Annotated in this window: 21 protein-coding genes; 9 read left to right on the forward strand and 12 right to left on the reverse strand. The window is 46.1% G+C overall.

Annotated features, from left to right (window positions below; all coding sequences use genetic code 11):
- Positions 1-164: 164 nt before the first annotated feature.
- On the forward strand, positions 165-1,748 hold the full coding sequence (locus L5L97_RS14990) for a methyl-accepting chemotaxis protein (protein ID WP_263182590.1): 1,584 nt from the start codon (positions 165-167) through the stop codon (positions 1,746-1,748).
- 117 nt (positions 1,749-1,865) lie between these two features.
- Here L5L97_RS14990 and L5L97_RS14995 read toward each other — a convergent pair whose 3' ends face one another.
- Positions 1,866-2,984, reverse strand: a complete 1,119-nt coding sequence (locus tag L5L97_RS14995; protein ID WP_263182591.1) for a hypothetical protein — start codon at positions 2,982-2,984, stop codon at positions 1,866-1,868.
- A 284-nt stretch (positions 2,985-3,268) separates the two neighbouring features.
- On the opposite strand from L5L97_RS14995, the gene L5L97_RS15000 reads away from it, so the two are divergent.
- On the forward strand, positions 3,269-4,660 hold the full coding sequence (locus L5L97_RS15000; RefSeq protein ID WP_263182593.1) for a tetratricopeptide repeat protein: 1,392 nt from the start codon (positions 3,269-3,271) through the stop codon (positions 4,658-4,660).
- Positions 4,661-5,008: 348 nt separating this feature from the next.
- Here L5L97_RS15000 and L5L97_RS15005 read toward each other — a convergent pair whose 3' ends face one another.
- On the reverse strand, positions 5,009-5,920 hold the full coding sequence (locus L5L97_RS15005; RefSeq protein ID WP_263182595.1) for a bile acid:sodium symporter family protein: 912 nt from the start codon (positions 5,918-5,920) through the stop codon (positions 5,009-5,011).
- A gap of 380 nt (positions 5,921-6,300) precedes the next feature.
- On the opposite strand from L5L97_RS15005, the gene L5L97_RS15010 reads away from it, so the two are divergent.
- From L5L97_RS15010 to L5L97_RS15020, 3 genes are all read left to right on the forward strand, one after another.
- Positions 6,301-7,638: a coproporphyrinogen III oxidase family protein gene (locus L5L97_RS15010; protein WP_025008660.1), complete on the forward strand. Its 1,338-nt coding sequence runs from the start codon at positions 6,301-6,303 to the stop codon at positions 7,636-7,638.
- A 132-nt stretch (positions 7,639-7,770) separates the two neighbouring features.
- Positions 7,771-8,004, forward strand: coding sequence for a hypothetical protein (locus tag L5L97_RS15015; protein ID WP_011787794.1), 234 nt, complete (start codon positions 7,771-7,773; stop codon positions 8,002-8,004).
- Between the two features lie 46 nt (positions 8,005-8,050).
- A complete protein-coding gene (locus L5L97_RS15020; protein ID WP_263182598.1) occupies positions 8,051-8,992 on the forward strand; it encodes a DUF4424 domain-containing protein in 942 nt (313 codons plus the stop codon).
- Positions 8,993-9,045: 53 nt separating this feature from the next.
- Here L5L97_RS15020 and L5L97_RS15025 read toward each other — a convergent pair whose 3' ends face one another.
- Positions 9,046-11,046 (reverse strand): ligand-gated channel protein, encoded by a 2,001-nt coding sequence (locus tag L5L97_RS15025; protein ID WP_263182600.1) that lies wholly within the window; start codon positions 11,044-11,046, stop codon positions 9,046-9,048.
- A 125-nt stretch (positions 11,047-11,171) separates the two neighbouring features.
- Between L5L97_RS15025 and L5L97_RS15030 the strand changes: the two genes are divergently transcribed.
- Together L5L97_RS15030 and L5L97_RS15035 are read left to right on the forward strand one after the other, a co-directional pair.
- On the forward strand, positions 11,172-12,185 hold the full coding sequence (locus L5L97_RS15030; protein ID WP_263182602.1) for a LysR family transcriptional regulator: 1,014 nt from the start codon (positions 11,172-11,174) through the stop codon (positions 12,183-12,185).
- 77 nt (positions 12,186-12,262) lie between these two features.
- On the forward strand, positions 12,263-13,144 hold the full coding sequence (locus L5L97_RS15035) for a patatin family protein (protein WP_263182603.1): 882 nt from the start codon (positions 12,263-12,265) through the stop codon (positions 13,142-13,144).
- Here the strand turns inward: L5L97_RS15035 and L5L97_RS15040 are convergent.
- On the reverse strand, positions 13,128-14,069 hold the full coding sequence (locus L5L97_RS15040) for a LysR family transcriptional regulator (protein ID WP_263182605.1): 942 nt from the start codon (positions 14,067-14,069) through the stop codon (positions 13,128-13,130). The two genes, L5L97_RS15035 and L5L97_RS15040, sit on opposite strands and share 17 nt — an antisense overlap.
- A gap of 28 nt (positions 14,070-14,097) precedes the next feature.
- Positions 14,098-14,955: a DMT family transporter gene (locus tag L5L97_RS15045; RefSeq protein ID WP_263182607.1), complete on the reverse strand. Its 858-nt coding sequence runs from the start codon at positions 14,953-14,955 to the stop codon at positions 14,098-14,100.
- A 193-nt stretch (positions 14,956-15,148) separates the two neighbouring features.
- Between L5L97_RS15045 and trmL the strand changes: the two genes are divergently transcribed.
- The gene (trmL, locus tag L5L97_RS15050) at positions 15,149-15,613 is read left to right on the forward strand and encodes a tRNA (uridine(34)/cytosine(34)/5-carboxymethylaminomethyluridine(34)-2'-O)-methyltransferase TrmL (protein WP_105250569.1); all 465 of its coding nucleotides are present in this window, start codon (positions 15,149-15,151) and stop codon (positions 15,611-15,613) included.
- A gap of 29 nt (positions 15,614-15,642) precedes the next feature.
- Here trmL and L5L97_RS15055 read toward each other — a convergent pair whose 3' ends face one another.
- Positions 15,643-16,194 carry a hypothetical protein gene (locus tag L5L97_RS15055; RefSeq protein WP_263182610.1) on the reverse strand — a complete coding sequence of 184 codons (552 nt, stop codon included), beginning with the start codon at positions 16,192-16,194 and terminating at the stop codon, positions 15,643-15,645.
- A 212-nt stretch (positions 16,195-16,406) separates the two neighbouring features.
- On the opposite strand from L5L97_RS15055, the gene L5L97_RS15060 reads away from it, so the two are divergent.
- Positions 16,407-18,434, forward strand: coding sequence for an alpha/beta hydrolase family protein (locus L5L97_RS15060; protein ID WP_263182611.1), 2,028 nt, complete (start codon positions 16,407-16,409; stop codon positions 18,432-18,434).
- A gap of 88 nt (positions 18,435-18,522) precedes the next feature.
- Here L5L97_RS15060 and L5L97_RS15065 read toward each other — a convergent pair whose 3' ends face one another.
- From L5L97_RS15065 to L5L97_RS15090, 6 genes are all read right to left on the reverse strand, one after another.
- Positions 18,523-19,986 (reverse strand): M16 family metallopeptidase, encoded by a 1,464-nt coding sequence (locus L5L97_RS15065; protein WP_263182613.1) that lies wholly within the window; start codon positions 19,984-19,986, stop codon positions 18,523-18,525.
- The gene (locus L5L97_RS15070) at positions 19,983-21,314 is read right to left on the reverse strand and encodes a M16 family metallopeptidase (RefSeq protein ID WP_263182615.1); all 1,332 of its coding nucleotides are present in this window, start codon (positions 21,312-21,314) and stop codon (positions 19,983-19,985) included. The genes L5L97_RS15065 and L5L97_RS15070 overlap by 4 nt, the downstream gene beginning before the upstream one ends.
- A 137-nt stretch (positions 21,315-21,451) precedes the next feature.
- Positions 21,452-22,849, reverse strand: a complete 1,398-nt coding sequence (locus tag L5L97_RS15075; protein ID WP_263182619.1) for an amidohydrolase — start codon at positions 22,847-22,849, stop codon at positions 21,452-21,454.
- Positions 22,850-23,107: 258 nt separating this feature from the next.
- Entirely contained in the window at positions 23,108-23,524 is a 417-nt protein-coding gene (locus L5L97_RS15080; protein WP_263182622.1) for a hypothetical protein, read from the reverse strand.
- A 311-nt stretch (positions 23,525-23,835) separates the two neighbouring features.
- Positions 23,836-24,282, reverse strand: a complete 447-nt coding sequence (locus L5L97_RS15085; RefSeq protein WP_263182624.1) for a DUF6985 domain-containing protein — start codon at positions 24,280-24,282, stop codon at positions 23,836-23,838.
- Between the two features lie 11 nt (positions 24,283-24,293).
- On the reverse strand, positions 24,294-24,845 hold the full coding sequence (locus L5L97_RS15090) for an SMI1/KNR4 family protein (RefSeq protein ID WP_263182626.1): 552 nt from the start codon (positions 24,843-24,845) through the stop codon (positions 24,294-24,296).
- Positions 24,846-24,894: the final 49 nt, after the last annotated feature.

A 24,894-nucleotide genomic window follows, 5' to 3' on the forward strand; every position in this document is an offset into this window, starting at 1 on the left:
AGCAACCAACCAGATGCAACACCAATAAAACAATTCAATTAAAAACAGTATCTTAGTAGACATTTCCATAAAATACTCTCTTGCTGGCTAGCTCACGCGCACGCTAAAATTACCTATAGCGTAATTAAATTACGCATTGCTGCTTTTTATCCTAGAAGGTCACCATGTTTAAAAATGCCAAAACCAGTACATTGACGGCATTGCCATCAGTGTTTACAAGTATCTTACTGATCATCATAGGTATTTCGTGCTATCGCAGTTTTAACGAACTCGGTGAGACCAGTAAAAGCCTAGTCGACAACACTCAGCTCGCAGAAACTTTCACTACAGTACGAGAATCCTTTTTTGAGTTGCGCTTAGCCACCTTAGTCCACAACGGTAAAGCTATCGCCGATCAACAACATAAGGTTGCACAACTCGTCTCTCAACTGACCAAATTTAATACCGACTTCATGGGCGCTGATGCTCAAGCTATTCACACACTTTTGCCACAAACAGAACATTATGTTCGTCTCTACCAAGAAGAACTGGCACTCGCTAAACGAACTGGAGCAGTACCTGAACTAACCGCTGAGCGTGCTGCGCTCGGGCCTAAGGTCAGTAATCAAATCAACCAATTGGTCACGCTGATCACTCAGCGAAATCATGAGTTAGGCAAACAAGCTGAAGATAAAGTCACCTCAACAGAAAGCATCCTACTGGGATTGATCTTGTTCGCGATTGTAGCGTCACTCTTCAGCGCCCTCATTATGAGTAAACAACTCGTCCACATAATCAATGAGATAAAACGGGTAATGGAACGTCTTGCCCATGGCGACCTAACTCATAAAACAAATATTAAAGGACAAAATGAGCTCTGCTCACTCGCAGAAGATCTCGACAGCGTGATAGGTAATCTACGTGAAATTATGTCTGAAATTGCCCAAGCATCGGATCATATGTCCGACCAAATTGGGCAATTGAATGTGCAGTCAAATGCCAATAATCATGCACTGCAAATCCACGCCGTCGAAACCGACCAAGTCGTGACAGCCATGACTGAAATGAGCGCCACAGCCCATAATGTCGCGGGTGATGCTGCATCCGCAGCCCAGTTTACTCAACAAGCAAATGCACAAGCGGATAAATCAAAGAAAGCCGTCGAACAAGCTGCCAACACTGTGATTGCCTTGGTCGCTAAAGTCGATGTCGCTGCTGATGCGATTAATGATATGAACGAAAATACCCGTCATATCGCCGCGATTTTGAATGTAATAGGCGAGATTGCCGATCAAACCAATCTGCTAGCGCTTAATGCAGCCATCGAAGCCGCCCGTGCAGGTGAACAAGGTCGAGGCTTTGCTGTTGTCGCCGATGAAGTTCGCTCACTGGCCGCGCGCACGCAAGCAAGTACAGCAGAAATCAACCAGATGCTGGAACAACTTTATCTTGGTGCCAATGCCGCCGTAACCGCAATGGAGCAAACTAAACACAGTTGCCAACAAGCCGCCGATACCACCAATCTGGTAACGGAAAATCTCGATACCCTGACCACTTATGTGTTCGATATTAATGGGCTAAGTAATCAAATCGCCACCGCAGCAGAAGAGCAAAGCGCTGTGACCGAAGAGATAAACCGTAATCTGGCCACCATTCGTGAAATGGTCGATGAACTGAATCAAAGCGGTAAAGCCACCCTCAATAGCGCAACCTCTTTGGCCGCGACAAAGGAACAACTCGTCGGCGTGGTCTCGCATTTTAAGCTTTAAGTTTATATTTACTCGTCCACTCTCGACACAAATCCCTTGCGTGTCATAACTCGCAAGGGATTTCGCTTAATTTTTATTGAGTCGCTATTTAACTGCAAAGAACGTATCAAGTCACGGCTACTGAATTACAGCTGGCCCAATATCACAGCTAGCATCACGGGAGATAATTGCAGCATGAAGATTATGATCACCCTCTAATACGACTTTTCCTTGCTCGACAAAGGTAATGAGTAATTCCCCAGTATTAAGACGATGGGGAGTCGGCTTAGCAATATTGCCGAAACTAGGCTCAACCACTAATTCCTCAACACCTAATTGACCATCAGGGTTCAAACATCGACGCCACAGGGATAATCCACTACTGTCTTGAATTGGATAAACATAATAAATATCAATATTACCATCTGGTCTGATAATAGCCTTAGCATCGTGCACTGTCACATCAGTCAAGTTAATAGGTACAGCCTCTGTCCAAGTTTTCCCTAAATTACGGGATAATCTAAAATGGGTCTTAGTGATATAGACAGGTTTACCGCTGGGCTGAGTTTTACTTGTGCGGAAGGATTTTTGAAAAAAATAGACTATATCACTACCGGAGAAAGATGAAAGATAAGGCATGAAACCTGAACTATCTATATCCGAGGGGCTATCAAATTTGACGCCATCATTACTTAGTGCAAAATAAAGACTGCAACATTTTTTGGCGGTATACACAATAGCAACGCTGTTGCGACTAACTCGATGAAATTTAATATTACTTGATGGCGCAATCGCATCCTTTAATGATACCGGCTCTATTTCGACTAAAACTCCATTACGCAATTTTGCTCGAAATACATCAGCCTCAGACTTAAAGCTACGCGCCTCAATATAATACAACCAATCTTCGCCATTTAAGTTAACAAAACTCACGGACGAGACTATATTAGAAGGACTTTCAGGTAAAATATTGGCTAATACCCCCTTATCTAACACGCCGTGATCAAAATTTAAATGTGTATACCTCAGCCAAGCTTTTTCCATATTATGTCCACTCCAAGATTCATACACTAAAGTATTGGATGTGTCAGATTGGATTAGGGCACTTGTATATTGAATGGCGCTGGGATGCTCTACGCGCAGTATACTTTCTCTTTTTAAAGGCAGTTCATTGCTACTCGCCGTAAATGAATATGCAGTAACAATATATATAATTACCCGCTTTATTATCATCCATTCATCAGGTAAGAATTTCATATTTATTCATCCTTAAATATTGAGTATAACTAAAAACCTTCGGATTAAATCAATCACACCATCATCGACTTCCATATAACGCCAACACTCTATATTACTCATAAACAAAGTACCCGATACATTAAGCAGTACATTTGTCATATTTAGTTCACAGCCTCATTTTATCCGCCTGTCCATAACACAGTGGTAAACCGCAAGGCTTGCTTGTAGCATAACAAGCCTCTACGTTAAACAACTTCACTAGCACTACCGCTTACAAGTACCCGCTTAACGACAAGGATGTTATGAAGATATTCACTATTGCTACTCTCCTATTACTGTTGACCGTAAGCTTTGCAGCAACCGCAGAAAAGTCCGCGCTGGAACAGTTATTTGAGCAACAACAATACGACGCTTTCTTGCAACAAGCACAGCAGCAAGCAGCAGAAAACAATGCTGATGCGTTATTTCTACTGGGTAAAGCCTACCATCTCGGCCGTGGCGTAACGCAAGACAATGCCACCGCCAGCCAATACTATGAACAAGCCAGAGCCTTAGGTTCGGCCCGTGCCAGCCATAATCTAGGCAGCATGGCGCTGGATAATGATCGAAAAACGCAGGCCATCCCCTTGTTAGAAGAAGCGCTGGCGCGGGGTCTTAAACTACCGACCTTATATAGCCTAGGACGAGCACACAGTCCGGCAGATCCCAGCTCAAGGTTCTATCTAGCGAAAGCAATCACTGCGGCGCAGCAAGCGGGGAGTTACTTTGAGCAAGCCTTTAAACTCCAGCCCGATAACCTCTATCTGGATAATGCCTCACGCGAGTATCTGCGTGCTTATTTAATGGCGATGCAAAGTGTCGGCAACGAAAGAGAAAGCCTCAACATCCCGCAGTTACGCCAGCAAGCCATAAAGTGGCTAGAATTGGGTATGGCAACAGATGACGGTACGGCGTGGACAAACTACGGCGCTCTGCTATTGAATGAAAATGACTACAGCGGCGCGAAAGCCGCATTTTTACAAGGTGCTAAGCGTCAAGTTGCCATCGCTAACTATCATTTAGGCAGCATGGAAGAGCGCGGTTTGGGCGCAGAAGCCGATAAAGTGAAAGCACTGGCATACTTCGAGAAAGCGGCGTTAGCCGGCATGGAACAAGCTAAAACGCCCGCATATAATCTGCTTAAGGCACAACTGGAATATGAAGACGATCTCACGAAATTGGAACAGGGCATTGCCCGCTTTAATGCACTAAAACAGCAAGATCAGTATGTTCCCATCTCACTGGACTCAGTTATTCATCGCCTGGCGTGGGGTAAGTTTCTGGCACAGCAGCGACAACAGATTATTTCGCTGCCAACAGCGGCCAAAACCCAATTAAGCTTGCAGGCCTGTGGTTTAGGCTACAACCAACTGCATGGCAGCACATACAATATTGGAGAAAACTCTCACTGGCGTATGGCGGCGTATCTAACCTTAGCTGACAAAATCGCCTTACCACTAGAAGGCAGAGTCGATGAACATGGCTGCGCCAGTTTAACGATTACCATGGCAGATCAGCTGTATCACTTGTTACAACAAAGTGCCGTATTCGGATTACGCTTTCCCAACTACACACTGCCACTGGCATTAAGCCGGCAAGAAAATATCTTGCAGCTAACACTCATGCCTGTCGAGACCCCATTACCGGTTAACTAGTCACAGCAATTTAAGCCTGTGGCCGCGCTTGCTCAGGTTACAGGCATTGTCTATTTTCAACAGCAACATTATACCAATCACATTAAATATCTAATCAGTTCAGAGCCTCACAGGCATCTCAATCCAAGGCGCATTGACGCAGAAATGGTTATTCCCTTTTAAGTCTATGCAACACCGGAGTGGGATGCCTGTGTGGCTCCCGAAGGGCGGCTGATGTTCACTACATGGCAACGCGCTTTATACTGCGTTTAAGGCTTTCGACAGAGCACCACTATGCCTTCAAGCCTTCGCCTTGCCTAAAGCGCGTTGAACTCCCGCTGAATGAACAGATATTTAATACGATTGGTATTAATCTTGCAATTCCCTCGCCCAATATCCCGCCAACATGGCGCCAGACAAATTATGCCATATCGAGAATATCGCGCTGGGAATGGCAGAAATGGGGCTAAAGAATTTAATACATAAAGCAGTGGCGAGACCGGAGTTTTGTAGGCCAACTTCGATGGAGATAGTTTTACAGACTATGTGGTTAAAGCCTAATAAACGGCAGCAGAAATAGCCTAAGGCGAGACCAAGGCCATTATGTAAGAACACGGCAAGCAGAATAATCGGGCCAACTTTATCAAACTGATTGGCATTTAACGCCACGATAATCGTAATCGCCATCACAATTGCCAAGATAGAAATCAGTGGCAATGCAGGAGCGACTTTAGCCACCAGCGATTTAAAAAAATGATTGATAATCACGCCAACGCTGACAGGGATCAGCACAATTTTCACTAAACTCAGCAGCATATCGGCGAAGGGTATATCGATCATTTCCCCAATCAACAGCTTAATAATCAGTGGTGTTAACACCACGCCTGCTAAGGTTGACAGTGCCGTCATGGTTATCGATAAAGCCACGTCGCCTTTCGCTAAATAACAGACCACGTTTGAGGCGGTGCCGCCTGCAACACTGCCCACTAACACCATGCCTATGGTGAGTTCCCTATCTAATCCTAATAACAGGCTGATCAATAATGCACTGAGCGGCATGACAGAAAATTGCAGCACGAGTCCTGCGAGTACCGCACGTTTCTGTTTGAAGGCATTAGCAAAATCCTGAAGATCTAAGGTGAGCCCCATAGATAGCATGATGATCACCAACAGCGGCACTATGGCGGATTTAAGCTCAGTAAACCAACTAGGTATCAGATAAGCTGTCATTGCGCCTATCAGTGCCAACAACGGGAAGAAGCGGTTTACCTTTGCCAACATAGTGGGCCCTTTACATCAAGAGGTTATTTTTATCGCTCGGATGATGACAGCCGTCCCTTGGATAGACAAGCGCTAATCCGCCAGCAACAAAATGCCTAGAATGGTGATTTTCAATCTCAGTATTTCGACTGACGCGGTAAGCTAACCCCGCAAATCTACAATAAATTCCGCTAAAAAATGTATGATAAAAATGCATTCTCAATCGCTAAAACATGATCTGCTTAACAAAAAGCCCGTGATTTCCTTGTTAGGAAACCGTAACTTATAACCAGTTCACGTTTTAACAATTACATACGAGGTAGTCTTATTGCGCTAGGTGGTCGTGAATTACCTAAAGCAATTTCGGTGTTTACGGTTAGCACTCTCAGATAGGAATCGTTATGTCATCAGTTATTCAAACGCTCAACGGCGCTATCGCAACGCCTTATCAAGCGAATATTACCGTCCCTAACTGGATGCTCGGCTCGATGGAACGGGTCATGCAGTACTATGTCGATAAGAATCTTCGCCTCGATACGCTTTCCGCAGAAATGATGCCAGCACCGGTTGAAGGCAAAAAATATATGCTATACGCACATATTCCCTTCTGCCATACCCTGTGCTCTTACTGTACCTTCCACCGTTTTATGTTTAAGGAAGACAAGGCGCGTGCCTACTTCATCTCATTACGTAAAGAGATGGAAATGGTCAAGGCCCTCGGCTATGACTTTGAATCTATGTACATTGGTGGTGGTACCACCACGGTATTAGAAGACGAATTAGCCCGTACCATAGAACACGCTAAAACCCTATTTCCTAGCATTAAAGAAGTCTCCTGCGAGTCCGATCCGCAGCATTTAGACAGCCCAGGCTTTAAACAGCTCAAAGGCTTAGTGGATCGCATGTCTATCGGCGTGCAAAGCTTTAATGACGATATTTTAAAAATGACCGACCGACTCGATAAATTCGGCACGGGTCAGCAAACCTTCGACAAGATCATGGGTGCCAAAGAGTTGTTCCCTATTATCAACGTCGACCTGATTTTTGGTTTCCGCGGCCAAACCGATGAAGTGATCCAACACGATCTCGACATGGCATCGCGCTTAGACCCAAGACAAATTACCACCTATCCGCTGATGATCACTCATCAAACCCGTAAAAGTGTTAAAGGCAAATTAGCGGCGCCGCAAGCGGATATGGCAAACCAATATCGCCAAATATTAAACAGTCTTAATGGTCAATATAATCAATTGTCTGCATGGGCATTTGGTAAAACCGATGACGAAGGATTTGACGAATACGTTATTGATTACGACGAATACTTAGGGGTAGGTTCGGGCTCATTTAGCTTCTTAAATGACACGCTTTATGTGAACACTTTCTCGCTACGTAAGTACCAAGAACGCATCGCAGCGGGTCAAATGGGTGTCGAGCAACAAAAGAACTACAGCAAAAAAGACGTGATGCAATATCGCTTTTTGCTGGGCATGTTCTCCGGCCGTTTATCGCGTAAATATTTCCGCGAAACCTTTGGCGTCAATTTAGATACCGCCTTATTTAAAGAAATGACGTCGATGAAACTGATTGGCGCCATCAAAAACGACCCAACAGATCCCGACAATCTGATCGTCACCGATAACGGCAAGATGATGGGTCTATTGATGATGAAAGAGTTTTACTCAGGCATGGATAACGTGCGCGCCCAGTTGCGTAAACCGCTCAAACCCTGTGATATGTAACACTTATTGATGATTGTTGATTCATAAAGACTAAACAGGCCCTTCGAGGGCCTTTTTGTTAACTCGGTTTAAAGGTAATCTTGCCCAGTACTATTAATTGAGCACAATCCCAACAATAAAGGAGTATTCGTTATGGGTTTTAATGAACAAGAAAAACAAGCCTTATTAGCACTCAAAGGCGTTGGCCCGACGGTAATTAAACGCTTCGAAGAAATTGGCATCAGCTCGCTGCAACAACTCGCCCAACACGAAGTGGATGATATTGCTAACTTAGTCGCCAGCATGCTGCGCACCACTTGCTGGAAAAATAGCCCACAAGCGCGAAATGCGATAAGTGCGGCCATCGACCTCGCCCGCGCGCAATAATCGTTCCCCATTGATACTAAAACATCCAACTAGAGTTAAGAAGTACATGTCAGCACACTTAGCCATACCCCTTTTTGCTATAGTTTTACTCGTCTACGGAGAAACTGCCTCTGCCAATGATAGCAGTTTTGGCGATGCTAATGGCTCTATTACCTTGAAATATCAGCCTAATATCAGTATGGATAAAGAGTCCCTCTTCATCAGCGAGACCGAAGTCAGGGTCGATTATGTGTTTACCAACACCAGTTCGCAGGATCTTATCGTCCCCATCGCCTTCCCCATGCCACCGATGTTTTTTGGCTCAGCCGATCACAGCAGCATTGATAATTTCACCCTTAAAGTGAATGGTAATACCCAGCCAACTCAGCACAGGCTGGTTGCCCAACTTGCCGATAAAACCGATATTTCAGCCGAGCTGAAACAGCTTGGCTGGGGTGTAGATGAAGTCGCTTACTTTGCCGAATATGCCGAAGTCCCCAAGGGTAAACCCGCACTCCCCAAGCAATGGTTAGATGAGGACCAACAAATCGCCTTTACCCTAAGCGATTACTTTGTGTGGGAACAAACCTTTCCCGCAGGCCAATCTGTCTCCATCAGCCACAGTTACACGCCAAGCCTCTCAACGGGCATCCCCGATACTGCCAGTAGTATTATTGATACTTACACTGAACTGGCCTGTTTAGATGAAAGCGCCAAGCAAGGGATTAAGAAGCGCAATCTCGTCGTCAAACAAGACGGTGAAGATCAGGAGATTGGCGTCGAATGGAGCCATCTTAGCTATATTTTGGTCACAGCTAATAACTGGCAAGGGTCGATTAAGGACTTCAAACTCACCCTAAAAAAATCCCAGCCCACAGATCTCATTAGCTTGTGTTTTGATGGCGAGCTTAAAAAAACTGACCCTCTCACCTTTGAGTTCCAGCAAAAACAATTCACGCCAAAGCAAGATCTCAGCGTCCTGTTTATTCGTAAACCGAATTTTGAATAATCAAAAAAGAAGCCAGCTAAGTGCTGGCTTCTTTATAACTCGCTATTTTTAATTTAAAAACTATAAGTCATACCTAACCAGTAACGGCGGCCATCTTCGATATAACCGTATTCCTCTTGGGTAATTTCCTTATCGAAGGCGTTATAAATGCCCGCACTAAATTTCAAGCTATCGTTCAACTGATAGTTAGCCCCCAAATCCAGCAGAGTATAAGAAGGGGCGATTAAACTGCTCGATGAAGGTCCAGTCGTCGGTTGGCTCTCTTCGCCACGGTAGTTCACCCTCAACCAAGTGCTTAAATTATCAATAGGCTCGTAGTTGAAAGACGCTTGGATCAAATGCTTAGGCAATTGATTCAATGGGCTACCTTTATAAACACCTGTCTTTTGCTCCGAATCCGTATAGGTATAGTTACCCGTCAAACTCAAATTTGAGCGAATGCGATAGTCGATACTCAGTTCAATCCCTTGGGTCACAGCTTCGTCGACGTTCACATAAGTCGTCGGATTAGAACCAAATTGATTTGGACCATCGGTACATTGAGTCGCAGGACAGGCAACGCGGGTGATCTTGTCATTAAACTCGTTATAGAACACACCCGCGCTAGCGGTAATGCTCTCGGTCAGATCAGAATACAAACCTAACTCGTAGTTAACTGAAGTTTCAGGTTGTAAATCTGGATTACCGTACATGTTGCCACCACGGCTGACTTGTCCCCAGTCGGGCACTGTCTGGCGCAAACTCGGCGCCCTAAAGCCTGTTGATACACCGCCCTTTAAGGTGGTGCTGTCGGTTAATCCCCACACGCCATAAACGCGCGGACTGACATGATTACCAAAGTTCTCATCATCATCCAAACGCAGCCCCATGGTCAGAGCAAAGTTATCGACAATGCGCCATTCATCCTCTGAAAACACCGACCATTGTTTGCGACTAATATCAGTTAAGTCACTCACTTGGTTACCTGTTTCGTCGGTTAAATCTTGATGGTTGAATGCTGCGCCAAAGGTCGCTGTATGACTTTGGCCTAACGTAGTGATAAGGCTAGATTGCGCATCCGTGTTAGTGATTTTCATCTTACGGGTTTTATTATCAAACACTTCATGCTTGATATAACTATCCGAAGTACCAAAGTCCCAACGACCTGTATGTGAAAGGGAGAAGGTGCTGTTTTCATATTCTGTCATTGAAGATTCAGGGCAACCGCGACGGCCACAGGCTTCGCCCGGTGCTAACGGTGTGACGGTTTTACCTAAACTGCTGTCGAGTTCTTGGTTAGAAGTACCAACTTCAAACATGATATCGTGATTTTCATTGGGTGTGAGCGCAAATCTCGCGGTCAAGTTAGTCGCATCGCGACCTCGGTAACCACCATAGATTTGATCTTCTTCACGCTGGGTATATTGACCATAAAGTTGCATCCCTAGCAGATCTTTGATCAAACCACCGTTGACGAAAAAGTTGCCTTGATACACATTTCCCGAGTCAGATTTTTCCTGCAAAGTGCTGTCGAGTCGCACCTCACCCTGCCATTCGTTTGGCACTTTGCGAGTGATAATGTTAATTACCCCACCAATGGCATCCGAACCATAAAGTGACGACATAGGCCCACGAACGATCTCAATTCTATCGATAGCAGCCAATGGTGGTGTCCAAGCGCCTTCAACGCCTGGGCCGTCACTGTTGGTCCGTGTCTCGCGCGAGGATTGGCGTTTACCATCCACTAAAATTAACGTGTATTGGCTACCCATGCCCCGCAGACTGATATCCTGACGGTCTGCACCGCCCGTAATCACCACACCGGGCACTTCTAACATGGCATCGGTTAAGTCACGGTAGAAGCGGTTATCCAGATCCTCACGGGTGATCACGCTGATAGAAGCTGGCGCATCGCGAATTTGCTGTTCAAATCCCGATGCAGTCACCACGATTCTTTCCATCATCTTTTCTTTATCTGACGCGGTATCCGCAATGGCATTTGTTACTGGTACTGTGGGCAACAAACATAAAGCGGTGATCACTTGAGCGAGGTACTTCTTACGACTTAACAACATAACCGACAAGTCTCCATTAGAGCAAAGATTGTAAATGAGAACAATTTTCAATACGGCAATGTATCTCTATGTTACAATCAGCTCAAGTTAGACTTTAGGTATTCACTTGTAAGAGTTACTTAAAAATGAATAAAAACATGATCAAAGGGATGATCGTTTTTGCGACAATCGCAGAAAAGGGCTCAATGAGTGCCGCAGCGCAGCAATTAAATCTCAGCTCGTCGGCGGTAAGTCAGCAAGTGACCAAGCTCGAAATGGACATGGGGATCAGCCTGTTCCACCGCAATACCCGCAACCTCACACTCACCGAAGCGGGCAGTTTGTTCTATGAGAATTGCCGCAAGGTCATAGCGATAGTCGAAAGCACAGAGCAGAAACTTAATAACTTGAAAGGTATTCCATCAGGGGAATTAAAGATTGCCGCGCCTATAGGATTTGGCGGCGGCCTGTTAAGCGAACCTTTTAATTACCTGTTGGCAGCACATCCACAGATAAGTTTGAATTTACTGCTGCAAGATGGCCCGATAGATATAGTCAACGACGGTATCGATCTGGCGATTTGCATCGGCCCCTTATCGGATTCCAACCTAATTGCCCGCCATTTAGCCGATTGGCGTATGTTACTGTGCGCCTCCCCCAATTATCTGCCAATGCATAAAAACCTTAGCCACCCAACGGAGTTAGCTGAATTAAATCGGATCTACCACACTTATGCTAAAGGCGATATCTTAACCCACGCCTTCAGCCAAGAGTGTTTTGAACTGACAAGCCAGCGAATTAGCGTCAACAATATGCAGGCGTTAATTCAACTCACACTCGATGGTCTAGGATTTGCCGCTCTGCCCGAACCTGAAGTGCATAAATACCTCGAAAGCGGCCAACTGGTCACCCTATTACCCGAATGGTCACTCAATACCTACAGTGTTTATAGCGTAACGTCGGCGCGGGATAAGCAACCTGCAAAAGTGAAAGAAGCGCTCAATGCACTTAGCCAATACTTTAATCAGGCAGATTTTCACCAAGCTTATCATGTTAACCTGAGCCATCAAAAAGATGGCGTAATCGATAACGTAACCAATATCTTACCAATTAAAACTAAGAAAAAGTCACATCATCTTGATGTTGGTCACGCATCTTGAAGATACCTTACACGCATTCATTTCTGCGCTAAGCTGGGGTATTCTGCGGTGATAAACCGATAAAAAGATGTAACTCGATGAAAGATGTGGCCTTAGTGTTGGAAGGTGGTGGCCTCAGGGCCATTTATACCGCAGGTGTATTAGACGCGTTTTTACAGCAGTCACTTCACTTCAACTATGTAATTGGGGTATCTGCAGGTGCCATTTATCCCGCGTCCTATGTATCCCGCCAATTTGGTCGCAATCTCCACATTCAGCAGCAATATCTCAATGACAAACGCTATATGGGCATCCGCCATTGGCTGGCAACGGGTAATTATGTCAATACAGACTTTACCTACCGTCGCATGGCTTATGAGTTGCTGCCATTTGATTTTGATACATTTTTAAATAGTAATACCGAATTCAAGGTCGGCGCCTTTAACTGCAACACAGGAAAAACCGATTACTTTGGGATGGCCGATTTTAATGATCACGATAAATTGCTCGACGTGCTCATTGCCTCCTCTAGCCTGCCTTTTATGTCTAAACCCAGCGTGATCAACCAAAATCCTTACCTCGATGGCGGCATCGGCGAACCGATACCAGTAGCGCAATCACGAAAGGACGGTTACGCACGCCAAGTCGTGATCTTGACTCAAGATGAGCATTATCAAAAATCCGCGATGAAAATGAATTGGTTAGCCCGCAAAACCTATAAACACTACCCCGCCGTTGCCCATGCGCTAAATGAACGCCATCGTGTTTATAATCAAGCATTAGTCGAGTTAAACCAAGCCGTTGCGAATAATAAAGCCTTTGTGATCCGCCCAGCGCAACCACTTAACCTATCGCGGCTCGATCGCAACATCGGGAAAGTAACCGCCGTCTATCAGCAAGGCTTAGCAGATGGGCAAAATATCTTGCCAGCATTAATCACTTGGTTAGCCACACCAAAACTGCCTAAATCTGAGGTGTAATCGAACGCAGCACTTGGCTAATAATCAACTCTCGCAGCCATTTATGGCTCAAGTCGTGTTCGAAGTGTTTGTGCCACATCAATAAATACGCACCGGGGATCAGCTTGATGGGTGATGGTAAAGACTGAAGCTCAAAAGACTTCATCACAGCCAAGGCATAGCGTGAAGGTGCGCAGAGGATCAAATCGCTCTGTTCACACAGGGTGAGAGCACTCTGAAAGTCGGTCATATTCACGGCAATATCCCGCTGACGGCCCTCGAGTTGCAACACATCATCCAGCAACCAATGCTCTAAACCGCCAAAGGCCACTTGCAGATGGCGATAACTCAAGAAGGTATCTAAATTCCATTCTTGTGTTAACGCCGGATGATCACGACGCATCAAACACACTGGATAATCCTGCACTAACTCAACATGGCATAAGTCATCGGGAATATTATTCACATGCATGGGCGAGCGCTCGTCCCACTCGCGACAACCTATGGCTAAGTCGATGTCACAGCGCAGTAATCTGTCCATGGTATCGAGTCGCCACGTTTGGCAATTGAGACTCACACCGGGCGCTTGAGTGAGCAACATGGGCATAAAATGGGGAAAGGTCAGTGAATAGGTGGTTTCGACCAAATGCATTCTAAACTGTCGTTGGCTCAAGGCGGGTTCGAAGGTGTCCGGCCGAGTAAATTGCGCCAATTGCTGTAAGCATTGGCGCAACTCAGGCGCGAGTGACAAAGCCTTGGGCGTCGGTTTTAGGCCGTAGGCGGTACGCTCAAATAAAGGATCATCAAATACTTCCCTCAGACGTGTGAGCTGTTTACTCACCGCCGACTGGCTTAAATGCAACCGCGCAGCTGCAGCGGTCACGCTTTGTTCCTCAAGTAGAATTTCGAGTACGGGCAGTAAATTCAGATCCAAACGTTTTAGCATCTATGCCTCATTCACCCCAAAATAATGACTAGGGTTGCACTTTTTTAAATGGATTTAACCTTAAATTCCGTGGCAATTTCATCAATAACAGCGACAGTAATATCACACCTATCCCCGCCCACTGACGCATGTCTAAAGTTTCCCCCACAATCATGACCCCTAATGATACGGCAACCACGGGATTGACTAAAGCGACCATACCCATGATTTCTGGCCCTAAGTTTCGCATAGACCACAGCCAAGCCCAATAGGCAACGGCGGTGTTGGCAATCACTAACCATATCAGTGAAGGTACAAGCGTCATACTCGGTAGCTGCGGTGGCCCTGCCATAAACCAAGCCAGTGGGATCAACATCAAACCGCCTAATAATAGCTGCCACGCGGTCAGCACTAAAAAGTCACCCACATCCCACTTTTGCATCCAGCGAGAAGAAAAAGCAATTAACGTCGTGGCACTCAGCATGCAAAGTACGCCGATAGGATCGAGATCCGCCGAAGGGTTAAGCAGTAAAATGACCCCACCTAATCCCATCAAACCTAATAATAACCACTTCATTCCTGGGCGTTTTTTATCAATGAGCCAAGCCAGTATTAAGAAGATGAGCGGCAGAGTAGCCCCTAAGGTTCCCGCCACCGCGCCCGGCAAACGATACGCGCCGATAAATAGCAAAGTGAAGAAGGCACCGATATTACAAAAAGCCAGCAAACCAAGCTTTGACCAAACCAAAGTTGGCAAACGAGGACGCAGCATCAGCATTAATATCCCCGCAGGCAAGGCACGCCACACGGCTACCCAGTAGGGCGACATGTCATGTAAGTAGAGACTCACTAACGCATAGGTCGTCCCCCAAAATACAGGAGCGAGTAACGCAATAATAAAGGGCATAATGACTTCTTAAAAAGTATCTTGATGTTGAGATATATTACTTTGAGATAATAAAACAGGCAAGCCTTGAGATAACAATTCCACCTATCACAACCTCTATTGCATGAACTTAGCCAAATCCACCCACAACAGACACTGCGCTTGGCCACCGTTTGCCGTATAATCGGCCGTCATTTTCTACAGGCGGGCCAGTATGTTCCATATCGCACTCTATGAGCCAGAAATCGCACCTAACACAGGTAATATCATTCGCCTTTGCGCAAACAATGGCTGCCAGCTGCATTTGATTGAGCCATTAGGTTTTGATCTAGAAGAGAAAAAGCTACGCCGCGCGGGTTTGGACTATGCCGACTTAACCAATGTGACTCGCCATAAAGACTTCGATACTTTCCTCGAAGCCATGACGGGCAAGCGCATTATGGCCTGCACCACTAAGGGGAGTCGCCCGCATACTGAGCTGAGTTTTGCCAAAGACGATGTGCTGCTATTCGGCCCAGAAACCCGAGGTTTACCGATGGCGATTATCGAATCTATCCCCACTGAGCAGAGACTACGCATCCCCATGGCGGCCACCAGCCGTAGCTTGAATCTGTCTAATGCGGTGGCAATTATCAGCTATGAAGCATGGCGCCAACTGGATTTTGCTGGCGCACTTTAAGCGCTATCGAAGGTAAATCGGATTGGCGACTAAGGAGATGGCGCGACTGGCGTCATCTCTATCCCGCGAAAAAGCTGATAGCGATCAACATCATCATCTAAATATTGAATATTCTGCGTCCATTGCCATGCGTTAGCTTGAGCACCCGCCCCCTTTACCTCAAACAGTAATTGAATTAACGCAGACCGGGCAGTCACCACGCCCTCACCCAGCAAAGAATAATCGCCATTTTGACGATATAAGCTAAAGACTTGCTGCTTCTCTTGGGACACGCCATCGTAATAGGTCAACAACACTTGCTCGCCCTGCTCCCTAAACCACCAGGTTTCACTATAGGGCGCACGCGTGCCAACACTCACAGACAATAACAGCTGCCGCATATCATGGGAGCAAAATCCAGTGACTGTGACTTTTCGTGGCACTTCCCCCACTTTGGCGGCATCGCCCACCCATTGACCGGTAAACTGAGGGCAAAACTCACTAAAACTTACCTTAGCCGCATGCGCAGCCAGAGGAATAGCAGCACTCAGTGCAATTGTCACTCCCAATAACAGTCTTAATCGGTTGATTTTATTCTGCATCTACCTAGTCCTCAGCCGAAATATCACCCTAGATTAGCCTGTAATTCTGTCATCAACAAATCACAATTAGCCGACAACCATTCACAGATGCTTACACAAAGCGTCCCGCTATGGGTTATCACTCAGTTTGCTTTCATGCTCGGTTTCTATACTCTCGAATCTGCACCACAAATAAAATCATTATAACTATATGTATGATAAGGAGACTCACAGTGAAGAAGACAGGAATCTTATTGCTCTGTCTGTTGATGCCATTCGGCTCAGCATTTGCGGAGCAGGGTAAACCGCTCTCGGTGGAATTGCTCTGGCAACTTAAGCGTATTGGTAGCCCAGTTGTATCACCCTCTGGTGAGCATATTATTGCGCCAGTCACAGAATATGATCTGAAGGAAGATAAAGGTTCGACCCAGTTATGGCGTTTTGATGGCGAAGGGAAAAATAATCGCGCTATTACACTCAAAGGGTTAAAGGTAAGTGAACCCGTGTTTTCGCCCGACGGTAAAACCTTAGCCTTTGTGAGTGAGCGAAATGAAGACGACGCAGGCCAAATCTACCTATTGCCTATGGACGGTCCGGGTGAAGCGCAACGCTTAACCGACATACCTACTGGCGTAAATGGTATTAAATGGGTTGGCAAGCATTTGTATTTCATCAGCAATGTATTCCCAAATCAAACATGGGACGAGATGAAAACCCAACTAAAAGCCGACGAAGACAATAAGGTCTCCGCTCGCCAGTGGAACGCTTTGCCCTACGCTCAGTTTGATCACTGGTTAGATGAACGTCGCCAAGCCCATGTATTTAGGATCCCCGCTTCGGGCGGCGAAGTCGAATCCGTGACGCAAGCGCTCGGCCATGAGTTACCACGCTCGAGCCAAAGCAGTTCAAGTTACGATATTTCGCCTAATGAACGCTTAATTGCCTTCAGTACTTATGGCTCAGACAACCGTATCGACCCTAAACTGGATATTTTCCTTGCGACGATTGGCAGTGGTAAAGCAGAGAATATCACCCCAGAAAATCAAGCCGCAGATGCTGATCCCAGCTTTAGTCCCAATGGCAAAACGTTGGCTTTTACCCGTCAGAAAATCCCCGGTTTCTATGCCGATACTTCAAGGCTGATGTTACTGGATATCGATAGCCGTAAACTTAATACGCTAACACCAGAGTGGGATCGTTCGGTCAGCCAATTTAATTGGACCCCCGACAGTAAAGGCTTTTATGCCACCATCGAAGATGCCGCCACTAACCGCATTTATCATATCGATGCCAAAAACGGTAAAGTCAAAGCCATTACAGAGGCAACTGACTTTGGCCAACCCGCCATAGGCAAAGACGGTGAACTGATTGCCACCAACGAGAGCTTTTTGCACCCAGCGCGCTTGGTCAGCATTAATCCCCGCAATGGTAAGACGGTACGCCTAGAGAATTTTAATGACGATATTCTCAAAGATGTTGATTTAGGCACTTACGAATCAGTGACCTACAAGGGATATCAAGATCAAGATATTCAAATGTGGGTTCACTATCCCCCCGGATTTGATCGCAGTAAAAAATATCCCCTCTTTATGCTGGTTCACGGCGGGCCACACAACGCCATTACCGACGGTTTCCATTATCGTTGGAACGCACAAACCTTCGCCTCTTGGGGATATGTCACTGCTTGGCCAAACTTCCATGGTTCTAGCGGCTTCGGACAAGCGTTTGCCGATGCGATTAACCCAGATTGGAAGAATAAATCCCTCGAAGATGTGCTCAAGGCGGCCGACTGGTTTAAACAGCAAAGCTGGATTGATAGCGATCGTATGGTGGCGGGTGGCGCAAGTTACGGTGGTTATCTGACCTCAATTATTTTAGGTCAACCACATCCCTTTAAAGCCTTGTTGATCCATGCTGCGGTTTACGACATGTATTCACAAATGGCGTCGGATTTTGCCGTGCACAGCACCCGATTTGGCAACTACTGGGATAATCCTGAGCTGTATAAAGCCATTTCTCCGCATTACTTTGCGGCTAACTTTAACACTCCGACCTTAGTCAGCCACGGTCAGCTCGACTACCGAGTACCTGTGGGACAAGGATTTGAACTGTTCCGCACCCTGCAAACTCGCAATGTGGAATCACGGATGATTTACTTCCCCGATGAAAATCATTGGGTTATGAAACCCAATAACTCTATCTATTGGTATAATCAAGTGAAGGATTGGATGACCCATTATGCTAAGCCGGGTGGACAATAAACGCTGCATCTAGCACCAAGAACAGAAAAGCAAAAGGTCTGCACTATGCAGACCTTTTCTTTATTGAATCAAGCCTCGCAATGATGGCTTATTGGCCAAATCCCGTGGCTTTAATATCGACGGTTTGCACTTTGCCGTACTTAGCGGCAATAGGTGCAATCTTAGCCGCATTGCCAATCAGCACAAATTGCAGATCTTTTTGCGGGAAGTAAGTTTTCACTAACCTTTGGGTTTCTTCTAAGGTCAAACCATCCACCTTAGCTTGGAACTCATTGATAAACTTATCATCGAAACCGTATAGATACATGCCAGATAAGAGCCCCGCCAGCTGCCCTGAGGTTTCAAACTGAGGCGGGAACTGACCCTTAACATAGGCTTTAGCCGAATCTAAGGTCGCTTGGTCTACACCTTTTTCCCATAAACGTGCATAGGTTTTTAAGGCTAAATCCATCGCTTCTTGAGTGGTTTCCGTCTTAGTGAAAGTGCTGATAGTAAATACACCCGAGTCGGTATAAGGACTAAAACCTGAGCGCGCGCCATAGGTTAGCCCCGCGTTCACCCGCAGCTCGTCGTTAAGCCAAGAGGTGAAGCGACCACCTAAAATAGTGTTCACTACCGTTAAACCTACATAGTCTGGATTGTCACGACTAATACCTAAGCCCCCGATCACAAAAGTAGTTTCGATTGCATCGGGTTTATCCACCAGCAAGACTTTGGCCTCGGTCAACTGAGGCAAACCTTGGTTTAAATCAGGTTGTACCAGTTTTTCGCTGCCCTGCCACTGACCAAAGGTTTGCGTCAACTTGGCTTTCATCGTCGCCACATCAAAGTCACCCACGACAGTTATCGCAGTATTGGAAGGCTGATAGTAACTCTTATGGAAGGCGCGCAGCTGCGACACAGTCACTTGTTCAAGCGAATCACTGTTACCCGAAGCCGCATTACCATAAGGATGTGCACCAAATACGAGCTTATCGAAGTAACGACCAATCACAGCTCGTGGGCTTTCTTTATCCTGCTGCAGCCCAGCAATCGCGCGCTGTTTGAGTTTATCGAACTCGGCGGCATCAAAGTCAGGCGTTAACATCGCCGCGCTAAATAAGCCCAGCATCAAGTCAATGTCCTTCGCCATAAAGTCAGCACTCAGATAACTACCTTCCTTATCCGCTTCGGCCACTAAACTTGCACCGAGAAAATCCACTTGCTGCTCGATATCCGCCTTAGATTTCCCCGCCGCACCTAACAACAAACCTTCTGCTGTCATTTGTGCCACGCCTGCGGTGGTGTCATTCACTGCACCGGCGCGTACCACAGCATTTAAGGTAATTAACGGCACTTCGCGCTGCGGCATTAAGTACACAGTTAAGCCGTTATCTAACACAAACTTATCGTAACTTGGCATCGCAAAGCTGCCAGTATCGACCCGCTTTGGTGCCGATGTCGCCGCGCAGCCCGCTATGATTAAGCTTGTGCCTAAAGCCAATGCTGCCATTAACTTAGACGATTTCCCAAGTGATGCCATCTTAAGTGATTTCACTGCTGTCGATTTCATAGGGAAGACTCCTCAGTTGCCGCCAGCATAGCCACAGTGCGATTCGATTTACGTAAGTAGGTTTGGGCAACTCGTTGAATATCCGCAGGCGTCACCTTGTTATAGGCTTCAGGTGCATTAAATAACTTGTCGTAACTGCCAAAATACATCTCATAGGTGCCTATGGTATTAGCCTTACCATTAATGGTTTCCATCGAGCGATAAAAATCCATCAACTTGATATTTTTAACTTTATCCAGTTCTTGCTGGGTAACGCCCGTTGTCGCAATCGCATCGATTTGTTCAATCAGCGCATGTTCTAGCGTCGAGGCTTTCACCTCAGGTGTAGCAACACCCATCACATAGAAGAGGTTAGGATCGACCGACATTGGCATATAAGTTTGCGCTTCTAAGGCCACTTGTTTATCAACCAGTGATTGATATAAACGCGAGCTATTACCTTGGCTTAGAATCGAGCTTAATAAGTCCAGCGCATAAAAATCCGCGTGAGTCGCCGCCGGAATATGGTAAGCCAGCATTACGTTCGGTGTGCTGACCGACGCCTTTTGCACAAAGGTACGGCGCTCGCCCTTTTGCTCAGGCTCGACGGTGCGAATCGCTTTAGGCGGAGTTTGTGCCGGAATAGGCGCAAAGTACTTGTCTGCCAAGGCTTTTACTTGGGCAAGCTTTACATCGCCGGCAATCACGACCACGGCATTGTTCGGCGCGTAATAGGTTTTATGGTACTGGACTAAATCTTCCAGCGACCAAGCGGCGATATCCGACTCGTGACCGATCACCGACCAAGAATAAGGGTGGGCTAAAAATGCCACGCCTTTGATTTCGCCTTCGAGGGCATTCCAGTTAGAGTTTTCTAAGCCAGTGGAACGCTCCGACTGCACTACGCCACGTTCGCTATCGACCATGGCTTGGTTGATATCTAAGTTAGCGATGCGGTCAGCCTCGAGATCGAACATAGTTTCGAGCGCATTGGCGGGGAACCAATCTGTATAAACCGTCATGTCTTCAGTGGTATACGCATTGTTCGCGCCACCGGCGGCTTCCATAGTACGGTCGAACATTTTTGGGCCGTACTTTTTCGAACCGTTGAACATCATGTGTTCGAAAAAGTGCGAAATACCGGTAATGCCGGGCACTTCGTTACGTGAACCGACCTTCCAAAATAAATACATGTTGGCATTGGGAATTGAGGCATCTTCTAGCACCATGATTTTCATGCCGTTATCTAGCGTGAAACTCTTAATGTCTTCTGCCGTGGTGGCCTGTGCTTGGCTTAGGGGGTTCAAAAGTCCCATGGCCAACACCAGAGCCGATAGCGTGCGCTTCATCTTGTTCGCTCCTTGCTGTAAATATCCACATATAGAGGTAAATTGTTTAACAAATCAAGCGCAGGAAGCGTATCCCGCGCCGATTTTTTGTAAGCTCAAGTTATACCGCAGCGCTTACGGAATAATGCATTAGCCACTTATTGGGCTTTGAGCGCCGTTAACGCCACTTTGGTCATGGCCTCAACGCCCACTTTTAGCGCGCTTTCATCCACATAAAATGCCGGCGAATGATTGCTGGCCGCCGTTTCAGGGTCCGTTCCCTTTGGCGTCACCCCGAGGAAGAAAAACATCCCCGGCGTTTCTAAGGCATAGTAAGCAAAGTCTTCGGCACCTGTGATTAACCCGGGTTCAATCAGCATCTTATCGCCCACCACACTCGCAAGCACAGGCCGCATACTGGCGACTAATTCGGGATTGTTAACCACCACAGGATAACCTTGATGGATCTCAGTAGTCGCAGTCGCCCCTAAGGTTTTCGCCGACAGCTCGGCCATTTCCGCTAGACGCAGTTTAATATCGGCGCGCATAGGTTGGTCGAAGGTACGAATTGTACCAATCAGCTCGACTTCATCAGGAATAATATTAGAGCGAATACCGCCATTGACCGCGCCAAAACTCACCACTGCCGGCGCTTTAGTGATATCCACCTGACGGCTGACGATCGTTTGCACGTTAGTGATAATTTGTGCCGCAGCGACAATAGGATCGACCCCATTCCAAGGACGCGAACCATGGGTTTGGCTGCCTTTCACTTTGATAGTAAAAGAGTCTTCACTCGCCATTGCTGGACCACTGCGCAGGCCAATCATGCCACTCGGCATACTCGAGGTGACATGCATACCAAATACTTGCTCGGGTTTGCGCTGAGCAAACAGCCCTTCTTTGAGCATCAATTCCGCGCCGCCCTCTTCACCCTCTGGCGCACCTTCTTCAGCGGGTTGGAAGATAAACATCACATCCCCCGCTAGGCTGTCTTTCACTTTAACCAAGTTTTCGGCAACACCCATTAACATAGCCACATGGGTATCGTGACCACAGGCATGCATCACACCCACTTTTTGATCGCGATAAGTGTCAGTCACCTTAGAGGCAAAAGGCACATCGACCACTTCAGTCACAGGCAGTGCATCCATATCCGCTCGAATCGCAATCAATGGACCAGGCTTGCCGCCCTTCAGCTTCCCGCCTTTCAAAATGGCCACCACGCCCGTATGCGCCACACCCGTTTGTACTTCTAAACCTAAGGATTTCAGATGTTTTTCAATAATCTTGCTGGTGCGAAATTCACGATTAGACAACTCAGGGTGTTGATGCAAATCACGACGCCAGCCGATCACCTTTTGCTCCACACCCGCCGCCAACTTAGCAGCATCCGGCATAGTATTGGTCGCTGCTTGCACCGAATTAAAACCCGTGCCCATAAAGCTTAAGGCTAAGGCTGAAGCGAGTAAGGTCTTAGAAAAACGGGATTTATTTATTGGAGGCTTAAATTCAAATGATGTTGATGCAGCAAGTGATACAGAGGGTAAAGTCATAGCGATAGCCTATTGTTGTTTTTATAAGCTATCTAAACTACACGGACACTGAGGAAGTGTTAATAGATTTAATGATAAAGGTAAAAAAGACTGTGCTTCATTAGAGGCTGTCTTTAACCGTCATTCCCGCAATGTTTGTGGGCTGGAATCCAGCTTTTAGATAAATCAACCTGAAAAAAGATAGGGATGGCGGATCTCAGTTAAAGAAACTCAAGGCAACGGAAAAGCTGTCCTAATGCTTGGCATCGTTAGCTTTAGTCACAAAACAACAAATTCACGATTTTCTTTAAAACCACATGGCCATCGGCCTTGGCTATACAACTCAGCCACCTCACTCCATACGCCCTTTTGTCTGAGAGCGGCCTCTCTCGCTGCCATTTTGAAGGCAAAGAGTGCGCCGCCTCTAAAGCTCTCAGTAAAATCATGAGGACCATACACAAGCAAAGGATGTGACCGGCCAATTTTTCTCAGAGATCTGAGCGCCGATTTATACACAAGCATCTCTGCGTCTTTTGTTTCCTCACATTTTTTCGGACCATTCAAAGGATCCTCTTGATCTCTGCTTGTAGGCAGCCACTCCCATCCATATGTAGAACCCAATATGCCTTCAATCGGACTTGCAGCCGAGAGCCAGTCAATAAATTCAACTTGTTTGGCTAGATATTCAGGTGTCATAGGAAGTTAACTCCGTGTTAAAGGAGTTTCAAACTGAAGCAGCAGTTTGAACTTCCAGTGAGTAAAGCGAAGGATTTTAAACGCTTTGTTACGTTTTGGCTCCTTAGCTTGGTTTACCAGCCAAAGTCTAGCCACCCATTTTAAATCAACAACATAATGCACTTTCGGTTTCTCTACCACCTGTACTGGCTAAAATTACTTGAACAAGAGCCATCATATGTGGATGTCTGGCTAAAATGCTTAGCTAAAATTGCCTTTCTGAGTAACACAGTATTGCGCGGGAATAATAGTTGTAAAATTTAGTCAGCAACTCACAGAAAATTAAGCTCTTCATCTTGAAGGGATAAAGCACTATCAATGGAGGCTAATAACACACCATAGGTGTAACCGCAGTTGCCCACAAAAATCACTTGATTACCATTGAGTACCATCACTTCTACCCCATGATCGGTTTCCCAGTTGCAGGCGTAATGATAACGAATTGCCCGAGTCTCCATTGTGCTGGTGTCATCCAATATAATGTACAACGGCTGGGTATTTGCGGCTATTTCATTGATGGTATTTAAAGAAACCTCCAAATCACCGCAATAATTTTCAAAATATTTATGCATTTTGAGCATAGCATTTAGAATTTGATGCTTCGTTTCTGGTGTCATCAGAGAAACGTCTTCGAGCATTTTTATGCGTAACTTATCGTTGCCCTGAAGCTCACCTTCAATAATCAGTTCACTAGGTTTGTTGAATAATGGATCGTACATTTTTGTTATCCTTAATCCTCAATTAAGTCATCTGGATATAGCGCGATTTGCGCCAAGGATTGCTCAAAAAATTGGCTTAGGTCTGGGCTAATAAAGTCCATCATATCGGGGTCATGGGTGTATGCGATCACTTGTCCCATTTTACCTAATGCTGAGGGCGAATGATCTGCAATCAAGAGTAATGTGCCACCCCCAAATTGGGCAAAGGGCAGCCAACCTTCTTGATACCATCCCGATTGGATTTTGGGATCCCGCACTTCTGGCTCTTGGTAATTAGCGTAGTGCTGGGCCCGTTTTTTCATTTGGTCACGATATGTAAGAGATGAGGCTAATGACAAAAAATCATATCGGCAAAAGTAATCTTTCCGGGCAAAGACTGTGCTCCACTCATTGCCGCCATTGGCATATCCCCAAAGCTCCCTTAACGGAGAAACAAATTTAAAACCTAATTGTTTTTCGGCTTCATCTAAGACTGAGTTTGATAAGCCACGATCCAGCTCTAATGTTTGATTCATGTTGGTGTAAATAGCACTCAATGCTTGTAGATACGTCTTAACATCCATTGTATTTATTCCTTCATCTTGACACTTGGCCGCAGTGTTAATCCGTTTG

It is taken from the genome of Shewanella sp. SM71, from assembly GCF_025653905.1.
GTDB lineage: Bacteria > Pseudomonadota > Gammaproteobacteria > Enterobacterales > Shewanellaceae > Shewanella > Shewanella oncorhynchi.